10 protein-coding genes are annotated in these 11107 nt (G+C 61.2%); 6 read left to right on the top strand and 4 right to left on the bottom strand.

Annotation, left to right across the window (positions count from 1 at the left end; genetic code table 11):
- Positions 1–30: 30 nt before the first annotated feature.
- Genes AC1DXS_RS03155 through AC1DXS_RS03170 form a run of 4 tightly spaced genes read right to left on the bottom strand, consistent with a single transcriptional unit; the run spans position 31 to position 5195 of the window.
- A complete protein-coding gene (locus tag AC1DXS_RS03155) occupies positions 31–1383 on the bottom strand; it encodes an ABC transporter substrate-binding protein (protein WP_477736122.1) in 1353 nt (450 codons plus the stop codon).
- Positions 1384–1422: 39 nt separating this feature from the next.
- Positions 1423–2325, bottom strand: coding sequence for an NAD(P)-dependent oxidoreductase (locus AC1DXS_RS03160; protein WP_477736123.1), 903 nt, complete (start codon positions 2323–2325; stop codon positions 1423–1425).
- 42 nt (positions 2326–2367) lie between these two features.
- Positions 2368–4311 (bottom strand): bifunctional 5-dehydro-2-deoxygluconokinase/5-dehydro-2-deoxyphosphogluconate aldolase, encoded by a 1944-nt coding sequence (locus AC1DXS_RS03165; RefSeq protein ID WP_477736124.1) that lies wholly within the window; start codon positions 4309–4311, stop codon positions 2368–2370.
- Positions 4308–5195 carry a MurR/RpiR family transcriptional regulator gene (locus tag AC1DXS_RS03170; protein WP_477736125.1) on the bottom strand — a complete coding sequence of 296 codons (888 nt, stop codon included), beginning with the start codon at positions 5193–5195 and terminating at the stop codon, positions 4308–4310. Before AC1DXS_RS03170 ends, AC1DXS_RS03165 begins: the two co-directional genes overlap by 4 nt.
- A gap of 194 nt (positions 5196–5389) precedes the next feature.
- On the opposite strand from AC1DXS_RS03170, the gene AC1DXS_RS03175 reads away from it, so the two are divergent.
- From AC1DXS_RS03175 to AC1DXS_RS03200, 6 genes are all read left to right on the top strand, one after another.
- Positions 5390–6403, top strand: coding sequence for a branched-chain amino acid ABC transporter permease (locus tag AC1DXS_RS03175; protein ID WP_477736126.1), 1014 nt, complete (start codon positions 5390–5392; stop codon positions 6401–6403).
- A complete protein-coding gene (locus AC1DXS_RS03180; protein WP_477736127.1) occupies positions 6400–7143 on the top strand; it encodes an ABC transporter ATP-binding protein in 744 nt (247 codons plus the stop codon). Before AC1DXS_RS03175 ends, AC1DXS_RS03180 begins: the two co-directional genes overlap by 4 nt.
- Positions 7140–7886: an ABC transporter ATP-binding protein gene (locus AC1DXS_RS03185; RefSeq protein WP_477736128.1), complete on the top strand. Its 747-nt coding sequence runs from the start codon at positions 7140–7142 to the stop codon at positions 7884–7886. The genes AC1DXS_RS03180 and AC1DXS_RS03185 overlap by 4 nt, the downstream gene beginning before the upstream one ends.
- A gap of 5 nt (positions 7887–7891) precedes the next feature.
- Complete coding sequence (locus AC1DXS_RS03190) at positions 7892–8554, top strand: ATP-binding cassette domain-containing protein (protein ID WP_477736129.1); 663 nt, start codon at positions 7892–7894, stop codon at positions 8552–8554.
- 631 nt (positions 8555–9185) lie between these two features.
- Positions 9186–10394, top strand: a complete 1209-nt coding sequence (locus tag AC1DXS_RS03195; protein ID WP_477736130.1) for an AAA family ATPase — start codon at positions 9186–9188, stop codon at positions 10392–10394.
- Positions 10395–10405: 11 nt separating this feature from the next.
- A complete protein-coding gene (locus AC1DXS_RS03200; protein ID WP_477736131.1) occupies positions 10406–11083 on the top strand; it encodes an RloB family protein in 678 nt (225 codons plus the stop codon).
- Positions 11084–11107: the final 24 nt, after the last annotated feature.

Below are 11107 nucleotides of genomic sequence, written 5' to 3' on the forward strand. Positions count from 1 at the left end.
CGCGGCCTTTAAAGATGAGAAGCCGGGCGCTCAGACTTCGTAGCTGGGCGTCGCGTCGTAGCTCTCGAGCTTGCAGGCGCCCGCGGCATCCTTGTCCTGCACGTCCTTGGGATCGGCTTGCGTGAGGATCTTGAAGATGTCGTCTTTCTCGGCGGGCTGGTCGTTGTAGGTCGCCATATAAATGGTTTGCTGGCACTGGTGGGTGACCGGGTCCATCCAGGCGTCGTAATGCTGCAGGCGGTCGGCCGCGCTCATCTTGCGGCCTTCGAGCTTCTTGATGACCGCGATGTTGTTGGTGGTGCCGGCTTCCTCCGCGCAGCGCAGCAGTTCGCGCGTGGCCATGTAGCTGTTGTGGTACACATTGCCCGGCACGCGTATCGCCATGCCCGGGAACTGCTTCTGGTAGGCCGCGACGAATTCCTTCACGCCGGGCAGATTCAGGCGCCAGTACCAGGTGGTGCCGAAGACGCCGAAGATGGCCTCGGGGCCCAGGCCGTAGACATCGGGCCAGTCCTGCTGGTTGTTGATCCAGGCCATGCTCTGGTTCATCTTGAGCTGCACCACCTGCTGGCGCAGCGCCTTGATGTCGTCGCCGCCCACGGCCGTGGCCACCACGTTGGGTTTGAGCTGCTGCAGCTTGAGCAGGTAGGACGAGAAGTCGCGGGTGTTCTGCGGCACCAGCAGTTCTTCCACGATCTTTCCGCCGTTGGCCTCCACAATGGCGCGCGTTGCTTTCGATGTGGTGTGGCCCCACACATAGTCGTTGGTCAACAGCACCCAGTTCTTGCCGCTGGCCTTGATGGCGTTCTTGACGATGGCATTCGAAAAATTGGTGCCGTTGCCGTCCCAGACGAACTTGGTGCGGTGGCAGTCCTTGCCGGCTTCGGTCGGGCTGCTGGAGTTGGTGTTCAAAAACACGGTGCCGTATTTTTGCGCCACCTGCGAGATCGCGTTGGACACGCCCGAATGCACCGCGCCTATCAGGAAGGCCGCCTCGTTGCGGGTGATCATGCGTTCGGCCACGCGCGAGCCGGTGGCCGGCGTGGTTTCAGTGTCGATGTGGATGGCCTCGATGCGCCGGCCCAGCACGCCGCCCTTGTCGTTGAACTCCTTGATGGCCATCATCGCGCCCAGGCGTTCTTCAGCACCCGAGGCCGCGTAGAGGCCTGAGGCGTCCATGGTCAGGCCAATGGTCAGCGGCTTCTTCTGGCCGGTCTGCGCCCAGGCGTGGTTGTGCTTCCAGGGGCCCATAAAGGGCGCCGCGCCGTACAGGCCCGCGCCCACCAGCGCCAGGCTGCCGTGCTTGAGCAGCGCGCGGCGCGAAGTGGCCGTGGCGTCGGGTTGGGATTCGGGGGCTGCGTCCTTGTTGTTGATCTCGCTCATGGTTTGTCTCCTGCTTGTGAATGGTTCGAACGGGTCGGCTTAACGGGGAACGATCTTGACGTCGTTGAGTTTTTCCTGCGCTTCAAAAAGGGAGGCGATCAGCTTGTCGCCGAAACCGGCGTTGCTGGCCTGTATCAGGCTCTGGTGCGCGGCCTCGCCCATCAAGCTGCTGACGGGCAGCATCTCGGCCAGGTGGGTGTAGTAGCGCAGGTCCTTCTGCGCATTGGCGATGCCGAACTTGAAGCCGGTGACGTCGCCTTCTTTCAAGGTTTTGGTCGCCATCATCTGGAAGATGCCGCAGTTCACGCCGCCGGCCGAGATCACGTCGTAGAGGCGATTGAGGTCCAGCCCGCTTTTGGCCGCGACGGCGAAGGCTTCGGCAATCGAGGCCGCGAAGCTCATGGCCATCATGTTGTTGACCAGCTTGAGCACATGGCCGTGGCCGGGTGGGCCGACGTGGAAAATGTTTTCGCAAAAGGCCTTGAGCACGGGCTCCAGCGTTTTGAAGTCTTCCGGCTCGGCGCCCACCATGGTGTTGAGCCGGCCTTCCTCGGCCTCCTTGGGCGTGCGCGCCAGCGGCGCATCGACGAGCTTGATGCCTTTGGCCGCGAGGTCCTTGCGGATGCGTGTGCTGGAGGCTGGCTCTGCCGTGGAGGTGTCGACCACGATCAGGCCCTCGCGGCCGCTGCCCAGCAGGCCGTCCTTGCCGTAGACGATGTCCTCGACCTGCGGCGAGCCGGTGACGCAGATAAACACGATGTCGCTGGCCTGCGCGCATTCGGCATTGGTCTTGGCTTCTTTCGCGCCGGCGGCGATGAGGTCGGCCAGATTGTCGCGGTTGCGATTGACCTTGAAAGTCAGGCCAAAGCCCTTGGCCAGCAGGTTTTTGGCCATGCCGTGGCCCATCATGCCGATGCCGATAAATCCGATTCTGGGTGTCATGTCTTGTCTCCGTCTTGCTTTGTGTATTTCTTGTTGAGCCGTTCAGCCCAGGACTTCGGCCACACCGGCTGAAGCACCTGCCCGCCGGCCCTTTCTGGCCTGGTCCCACAGCGCGATCAGTCGCGTATAGCGCTCGGCAATGTCTTTCACGACCGCGGCGTCATCCATGGCGCCGGCAAACCAGCCGCTCGCAGCATCGGCAAAAATCGAGCGCCCGACCGCAAAGCCGCGGCAGATCGCATGCGGCGCCGCGATGCGAAAGCTCTGGTCCAGCTTTTCCTCGCTGGCTTCCAGGCCCAGCACCAGCACGCCGCGGCAATGCGGGTCGTGCTGTGCCACCACGGCCGCGATCTTTTCCCAGCCGGCTGCGGTCGCGGCGGGCGGCAGCTTCCACCAGTCGGGAAAAATGCCGGCCTGGTATATCYGCGCCAGCGCCTGCGGCACGGTGTCCTCGTCGGCCGCCATGTCCTTGGGCGGAATCACCTCAATGAGGAATTCGTGAAAACTGTCCACGCTGGCGCGCTGCAGGTCGGCCAGGCTGGCCAGCTGACTCTCGCGCAAGGCCGCGGGGTCTTGCGGGTGGTAGCTGACCAAGCATTTGGCGACATGCTCGGCGGGCCAGGTCCGCATGGCCGCGCCCAGGCCGGCGCCGGCTTCGAACTGCAGCGGGCGCGAGCCCGGCAGTTCGACGGGCCGTGCCACCCACCAGCCTTTACCCGTGACGGAAGGCAGCACGTCTTCGCCGAAGCGCCCATCGACGATCACACCAACCCCAGCGCGCTGGCCGGCACCCAGCCGCGCACCTTCAGCGATCAGGGATTTGAAATGCGGAATGCGCTCCATGCCCGCGCCATGGCGCGCAGCCAGCTCTTCCAGCTGCATGCGGTGGTCGAAGGCCAGGATGACCAGTTCTTCCCAGCGGCGTGTGCGCGTGCTGGCGCGATGCAGGTGCTCCAGCCGCGCGTCCTCGCGCAGGCGGCGCGTGGTAGAACCGTGCGCCAAAAAAAACTGCAGCTCTTCCCAGCTCGCCATAGCCGGCGCGCAGCCATGGCGCGAGACCACCAGCGCGCCGCAGGCATTGGCATAGGCGCAGCAGCGCGCCAGCGGCTCGCCCGGTATCCAGCCGCGCAGAAAGCCCGACATAAAGGCGTCGCCCGCGCCCAGCACGTTGTAGACGTCGACCGGAAAGCCGGGGCCCTGCAAACCCTTCTCAAGTGAATCGGGAATCGCGCCCTCGAACACCACGCAACCCATGGGGCCGCGCTTGACGACCAGCGTGCCTGCCGTCAATTCACGCAGGCGGCGCAGGGCGGTGAGCGTGTCGGTGCTGCCGCCCGCAATGTGGATTTCTTCCTCGGTGCCCACCACCAGGTCGCACTGGCCGATCACGGTCTGCAGGTGCGCGCTGACCTCGCCCGAAGGCACAAAACGCTGCTCACCCATGCCGGGGCTGGTCAGGCCCCAAAGCACGGGGCGGTAGTCGATGTCCAGCACCACACGTGTGCCCGCGGCTTTGGCCAGCGCCATCGCGCGGGTGCAGCTTTCGTAAGTGAGCGGCTGCGACAGATGCGTGCCCGAAATCAGCAGCGCCTTGGCCGAGGCGATAAAGGCCGCGTCGAAATCGTCCGGGCTGATCGCCATGTCGGCGCAGTTGTCGCGGTAAAACACCAGCGGGAAGGTGTCGCGGTCCTGGATGCCCAGAAACACCAGCGCGGTCAGGCGCTTGGGGTCGGTGGCCACATGGCTCACGTCCACGCCCTCGGCCGCCAGGGTTTCGCGCACAAAGCGGCCGTTGTGTTCATCGCCCACGCGGGTCAGCATGGCGGGTTTGAGGCCCAGGCGCGCCACGCCCACGGCGGTGTTGGCCGGCGAGCCGCCCAGGTATTTGCTGAAGCTCTGCATGTCTTCAAGGCGGCCGCCGATCTGCTCGCCATACAGGTCGACGGCGGCGCGGCCCACGCAGATCAGGTCCAGCGGGCGGTTCATGCGGCCCTCTTGCGCGCCGGCTTGGCGGCCGGTTTGCCCTTGGTTTTCGTTTTGGCCGCGCCCTGCTCGGCCAGCTGGTGGCCGGTGCTGACCACCAGCGCCTGCGCCAGGCACAGCGGTGCGACCAACGAGCGGAAGGGTTTGGATGAATCGTCGGCCAGCTCCAGGCAGACCTGGGCATGCGCCTTGAGCGGCGAGAGCGGGCCGTCGGTGATGGCGATCACCGAGGCACCCAGCCTGGCCGCCTCCGCCGCGGCGGCGATCACCTCGGGCGAGTAGTTGCGAAAGCTCGCGGCGATCAGCACGTCGCCGGGCGCGATGGAGCGCAGGCTTTCGCGCAGCATGCCGCCGGTGCCGTCGAGCAGATGGGTGCGCAGCTCGAGCTGGCTCAGCGCATAGGCGAGGTAGCCCGCCACCGGGAAAGCGCGGCGCTGTGCCAGCACATGGATACGCGGCGCCGAGGCCATGAGCTTGACGGCGGCCTTCAGGTCGGCCTGGGCAATGCTTTCCTCGAGATGGCCCAGTTCGGCCACCGACTCGCCCACCAGCTGGTGCAGCACGCCGGCCGGCGCGCGCTCGCCGTTGAGCTGCTTGCGGCGCAGCTGGTCTATGCGCTCGCGGTAGCTGTCGGAGCGCTCCAGCAGGTGGCCGCGAAACACCTGCTGCATTTCGGAAAAACCACCGTAGCCCAGCGCATTGGCAAAACGGATCATGGCCGAGGGCTGGACCTCGGTGGCCTCGGCCACCGTGGCCACCGTGCCCAGGGCCAGCTCGTTGGGCTGCTCCAGCGCGAAGCGCGCGATGCGCTGCAGCTGCTTGGACATGTCCGGGTAAGTCCGGCCTATCAGCGCCTTGAGTTCTTCGTAATTACTTGCAGAGTCCATATATCGTTGCCGCCTCGGGGATTGGCGGTGAACCGGTTGGGCCGGCGCCGCATCAAATTAGAATAAATGTTCTTGCTTGTTTAAATATTAGAACGTATATTCTGTTTTGTCCAGCTTCTTTTTCGGCTTTCTTTTTCGGCATTCTTTTCAGCGCTTTTCCTTCACCCAGAAAACCCAAGAGAGACAAGATCCCCATGCAACTCGCTTCCGGCCGCGCGCCGCTGATTCCCTTGCCCATGCTCGCCACACTGTTGGTGCTGCTGTCCACGCCGCTGTGGGTGGGCCGTGTCGGTCTCTACCAATACCTGGCCCTGGAAATCATGATCTGGGTGCTGTTCGCGCTGGGCTACAACCTGTTGCTGGGCTTCACCGGCCTGCCCTCCTTCGGCCACGGTGCGTTTTTCGGCGCGGGCGCTTATGCCTTCGGCCTGCTGCAGCTCAGGGTCTGGCCCAACCTGTGGTTCGACCTGGCCGGCGCGGTGCTGGTCACGGCGGCGCTGGGCGCGCTGGTGGCGCTGTTCATCTCGCACCGGCGCGGCATTTATTACGCGCTGCTCACCATCGCCTTCGGCCAGGTGTTCTGGTTTGTCGCCAACAAATGGCACACCGTCACCGGCGGCGAAGACGGCCTGCTCAACATCAAGCGCTTGCCGGCCGATTTCGGCTTTGTGTCTTTCAACCTGTCGGGCAACAACGCCCTCTTCTTCTTTTGCCTGGCGCTGTTCGCGGGGGTGCTGCTGGGGCTGTGGCGGCTCATCCATTCGCCGCTGGGCCGCATCTTCAGCGCCATCAAGCAGAACGAGACACGCGCGGCCTTTGTGGGCTACAACGTCTGGCTCTATAAATGGCTGGCCTTCACGATCTCCACCGCGGTGGCGGGCCTGGCCGGCGCGCTGTTCGCCATGGCGCAGCAGTCGGCCTACCCCAACGTCATGAGCCTGCACAACTCGGGTTTTGTGGTGATGATGGTGCTGATAGGCGGCGGGCTGGTGAGCTTCTGGGGCCCGGTCATAGGCGCGACCTTCTTTATCCTGGCGCGCGACCTGCTAGGCGCCTACACCGAGACCTGGCTGCTCTGGTACGGCCTGGTCTTTATGGCCATGGTGCTGTTCAAGCCCGAAGGCATTGCCGGTGCCTGGCAGGCCTGGAAGGCCAGACCGCGGCGCGCGGTCACCGCCAAGACCGCACCGGCCGGAGGTGCGCTGTGAAGCTCTTTGAGGCCAGCGGCCTGTCCAAACGTTTCGGCGCCCAGGTGGTGCTGCAAGACATCACACTCAGCTTCGAAGAGGGCCAGCTCAACGGCATCATGGGCCCCAACGGCGCGGGCAAGACCACCTGCTTCAATGTGCTGACGGGCCGCTACAAACCCGACCGCGGCCGCGTGACCTTTGCGGGCGAAGACATCACGGGCCTCTCGCCGCGCGAGATCGCGCGCAAGGGCGTGTCGCGCTCCTTCCAGATCATGAATCTGTTCGACAGCTACACCGCGCTCGACAACGTGCTGGTGGCCACGCCGCATGTGCGCAGGCAAGGCTTTAACCCCTGGCGCGACCTGGGTGCCGACAGCACAGCGCAGCAGCTGGCTGCCGCCATCCTCGAGCGCGTGGGCCTCAAGGGCAAGGAGCGCACGCCGGCCAGCAGCCTGTCTTACGGCGAGCGGCGCGCGCTGGAGATCGGCGTCGCGCTGGCGGCAGAGCCACGCATGCTCTTCCTCGACGAACCCACCGCCGGCCTGGGCGCCGAAGGCACGGCGCGCCTGATGGAGCTGGTGAAAGAACTCAAGCGCCAGCTGACCATTGTGATCATCGAACACGACATGAACTTCCTCTTCAAGCTCGCCGACCAGATCTCGGTCATCCACTGGGGCCAGGTCATCAGCCAGGGCACACCCGGCCAGTTGCGCGAGAACGAATGGGTGCGCCGCTCCAACCTGGGAGCGCTGGCATGAGCGCCGTCCTCCAACCCGCCATCCACACCGTTGCGCAGCAGCAGGACATGCTGGCCGTGGAGCGCATAGACACCTTCTACGGCGAAACGCAGGTACTGTTCGACGTGTCGCTCAAAGTCGGCGCGGGCGAAGTGGTGGCGCTGCTGGGCCCCAACGGCGCGGGCAAGACCACGCTGCTGCGCTCGGTGCTGGGCCTGACGCCGCCGCGCAAGGGAAGCATCGCGTTTGATGCGCGCGACATCACGCGCATGCCCACGCACGAAATCGCCAAGGCCGGCATGGGCTGGGTGCCCGATGACCGCCGCATCTTCCCGACGCTGACGGTGGCGCGCAACCTGGCCATCGCGCGCAAGGCCACGCGTTTCCGGCCCTGGCATGAAAAGGAGTGCTTTGAAATCTTCAGCGCGCTCGAATACCTGATGCACCGCGAGTGCGAAAACCTCTCGGGCGGCGAGATGCAGATGGTGGCGATCTCGCGCGCACTGCTGGGCTCGCCCGGCCTGGTACTGTTCGACGAGCCCAGCCAGGGCCTGGCGCCCAAGGTGGTGCAGGACGTGATGAAAACCATCAGCCGGCTCAAGACCGAAGGCATTGCGGTGCTGGTGGTCGAGCAGAACGTGCAAAGCGCGCTGGCGGTGGCCGACCGCGCCTATGTCATGAACCAGGGCGTGATCGTCCACGAGGGCCCCGCGGCCGAATTGCGCAACGACGCCGCCTTGTGCCGGCAGCTTTTGGGAGTTTGAGCAGCATGAGCAGCCATCCACTGTTACGCGTCGAGAACGTCGCCAAGCAATACCAGCGCGGCGTGTTCCGCAAGACCACCACGTTTTCGCTGAACGCCGACTTTGAAGTTGACAAGCCCTGCGTGGTCGGTGTCATGGGCCCCAACGGCTCGGGCAAGACCACACTGTTCGAACTCATCACCGGCAGCAACCTGCCGAGCGCCGGCCGCGTGCTGGTGAACGGCCAGGACATCCACCAGGTGCGCACGCGCGAGCGCGACCGCCTGGCGATTCACTACCACCAGTCCTACCAGGTGCGGTCGTTTCAAAAAACCAAACCCGACTTCATGCTGGCGCACGCGCAAAGCGATTCACCGCTGGTGCATTTGTTCGATGAGCCGCAGTTCAACACACAGGACGGCTACATCGGCTTCATGCTGGACTTCTTCGCGAAGCTCAAGGCCAAGGGCCGGCTGGTGTTTTTATGCCTGCACCCCAACGAGCCCTACCATGTGGACATCCTGCGGCAATGCTGCGAGCGTTTTATCTTTGTGCAGAAAGGCGCGATCAGCGAAGCGCCCGACTTCGATACGCTGGCGCGCGATGAAAAGGTCAGGGCTTACCTGGGGGCGCTGGCGCCCTGTCGGCAGAGAAACGACTCGGGAGGTCACGCCCGTTCCTCGGAATAGAGCAGGCCGGCAAACCAGGCACCGAGGCCAGTGTCGCGCCATAGACAGGCTTTCGCCGCCCTGTACACCCTTTTCTGCATGCGAAACGGCAGGAACGGCAGAAACGATCTCGGTAGTGACAGCGGTCATGGAAATCTCCAAAGCAAATTGATGAACGAGGGGGAAAGCATCCTCTCGCTCGGGCTTCTTCGTTTCCCCGAGTAAGGGGCGGAGGGGTGCTGGTAATTCAACAAGAAAAACCGGGCTGCCCCGGTTGCCGCTGTTTTAAGAATCCCCCACAAGTGCCCCTCGCACCGAGACGGGGTCTTGCGGAAGGATTCAGCGGCGACCAGGGCAGCCCTTTTTTCCACGAGGCGAGGTCTGGCGCCCGCAGCCGACGTGACACAAAGCAAGACGACTGGCACCAAAGGGGGCGGCCAGGCCGGGTGACGTATGCAATCGTCACACAACACTTCCTCCTCTTTCTCGTTAAATTTCGCCACTGCGAACGCAAAAAAAGACCTGAATATCYTGAATTTGCCAGTTTCATGCCAAAATCTGCGGGAAATCCGCAAAATATCAACCGAATCTCATGCTTATTCAATTTACCGTCTCAAACTTTCGGTCGTTCAGAAAGCCTCAAACGCTTTCAATGATTGCCTCCAAAGCGCTACGGAAAAAGCGTGGGGAGAATACGTTTGATCCTGGCATCTCAGAAAAGGGGGCGCCAGAACTCTTACGTTGTGCCGCCATATTTGGGCCGAATGCGTCTGGTAAAAGCAATTTAATCAAGGCGCTTCATTTTKTTGAGACAACTGTCATGAGGTCAGCATCGGCAGGTCCCGAGGAGTTGATCGATGTTCAGCCTTTTCGTCTCAATGAATTGAGCGCGAAGGAAGATTCATCGTTCGAAGTAGAGTTCATTGAAGAGGACATCAGATATCAATTTGGCTTTACGGCCAATCAAGAACGAATTACAAGTGAATGGTTGATCAGTTATCCGAAGGCTAGAGCTCAGCAACTGTATCGGCGTTGGTTTGACAATGAGTCTCTGCGGGATGACTATGAATTCGGCAATCAATTAGAAGGTGGCCGCCTCCGCAAAGATTGGGCAGCACAAACGGGAGCTAAAACACTTTACATATCGAGAGTTGTACAGGCTAGTAGCCAGGAGTTTCAGCAACTGCGCCTGCCCTTTAAATGGTTTTCTCGTCGATTGCGTGTTACGGGTACAGGGGCCTTTGATAAAGGACTTACCTCCACTCGATGCGAGACGCCGGAGGGCCGTAGGAAGGTTATTGATTTCTTGAATAGTTTTGATATCCCTATCGCTGATATCGAGATCACCAAGCGCCCGTATGATTTTGAGACGGTGACTAAGGTGTTGTCGAAAGAGGCAATCGAGACCTTGTTTAAGGGGAAAACTCCTGAGGACACGAGGGAGCCGGTCTTTTTGCATCGCGCTGACGATGGCTCCATGGTGAGATTCGATGTCAGCGATGAGTCCAGTGGGACTATGGCCTTATTCGGTTTTGCGTCTCGATGGATTGATGTTATCGAGAAGGACTGGATTTTGGTCGTTGACGAATTGGATTCAAGTTTGCATCCCCTAGTCGTTTGGGAGCTTATAAGAAAGCTCTCCGAAACTAAATCTAAAGCACAGTTGATTTTCACAACGCACGACGCTACGGTTATGAAGTCGAAGTTACTTCGTCGCGATCAGGTGTTTTTTGTTGCCGCCGATAGAGGGCGCGCTTCTAACCTCTATTCTTTGCATGACTTTAAGGGGCGCGAGGATGATGCATTTGAGGATCGGTATCTGCAGGGCAGATATGGTGCTACCCCCTTGCTAACGCGATAGGACCATCGCCGATGGCCTATGTTCCAGGAAAACCTCGGAGTGCAAGGGACCTGCGACGTCAATCGCGCGGTATCAAGGAGTTCTCGAGAGTCTTAATTGCTTGTGAGGGCGAAAAAACTGAGCCGCACTATTTGCGTGAGCTTTGCAAGTCACTCGGGCTTACTGCTGCAATAGTGGAGATTGCTGGAAAAGAGTGCGACTCCTCTCCAAAGTCTGTGTATGAATATGCAGATACTCGATGGAAAGAGGACGGCGCGTTTGACGAGATTTTTTGCGTTTTTGATCGAGATGTACACGAAACTTTTGACGAAACCGTCAAGGCGATCAGTCAGCACCGATCTCGACGGATGAAGAGTATTTATTCCTATCCATGCTTTGAGTATTGGATTCTTTTGCACTTTACATATAGTCGTGGAGCGGTCATCGCTGCAGGCAAGAAATCAGCAGGAGACCAGATGCTTGGCTTGGTATTGGCCAAGTGGCCCGAATATAAGAAAGGTGGTAAAGGCAACTATGCGTATTTATCGGAAAGAAATTTAACGGATACGGCGATTACTCGTGCGCTTCGCGCGAAAAAAGATGCTGAAGATACCGGAAATCCTGACCCATCGACGAGGATGAATGAACTCGTAGTTCGTCTTAGAGAACTTGGCGAAGAGCTGATGGCAGTTCAGTCGGGAAATCCTTGAACGACTTTGTGCTCAGCGTTAGAG

It is taken from the genome of Polaromonas sp. P3_B1, from assembly GCF_056402935.1.

Coding starts and splice junctions, on each gene's coding strand:
- AC1DXS_RS03190 (WP_477736129.1), top strand. CDS start 7,892: ATGAGCAGCCATCCACTGTTACGCGTCGAGAACGTCGCCAAGCAATAC.
- AC1DXS_RS03170 (WP_477736125.1), bottom strand. CDS start 5,195: ATGGACTCTGCAAGTAATTACGAAGAACTCAAGGCGCTGATAGGCCGG.
- AC1DXS_RS03175 (WP_477736126.1), top strand. CDS start 5,390: ATGCAACTCGCTTCCGGCCGCGCGCCGCTGATTCCCTTGCCCATGCTC.
- AC1DXS_RS03200 (WP_477736131.1), top strand. CDS start 10,406: ATGGCCTATGTTCCAGGAAAACCTCGGAGTGCAAGGGACCTGCGACGT.
- AC1DXS_RS03185 (WP_477736128.1), top strand. CDS start 7,140: ATGAGCGCCGTCCTCCAACCCGCCATCCACACCGTTGCGCAGCAGCAG.
- AC1DXS_RS03155 (WP_477736122.1), bottom strand. CDS start 1,383: ATGAGCGAGATCAACAACAAGGACGCAGCCCCCGAATCCCAACCCGAC.
- AC1DXS_RS03160 (WP_477736123.1), bottom strand. CDS start 2,325: ATGACACCCAGAATCGGATTTATCGGCATCGGCATGATGGGCCACGGC.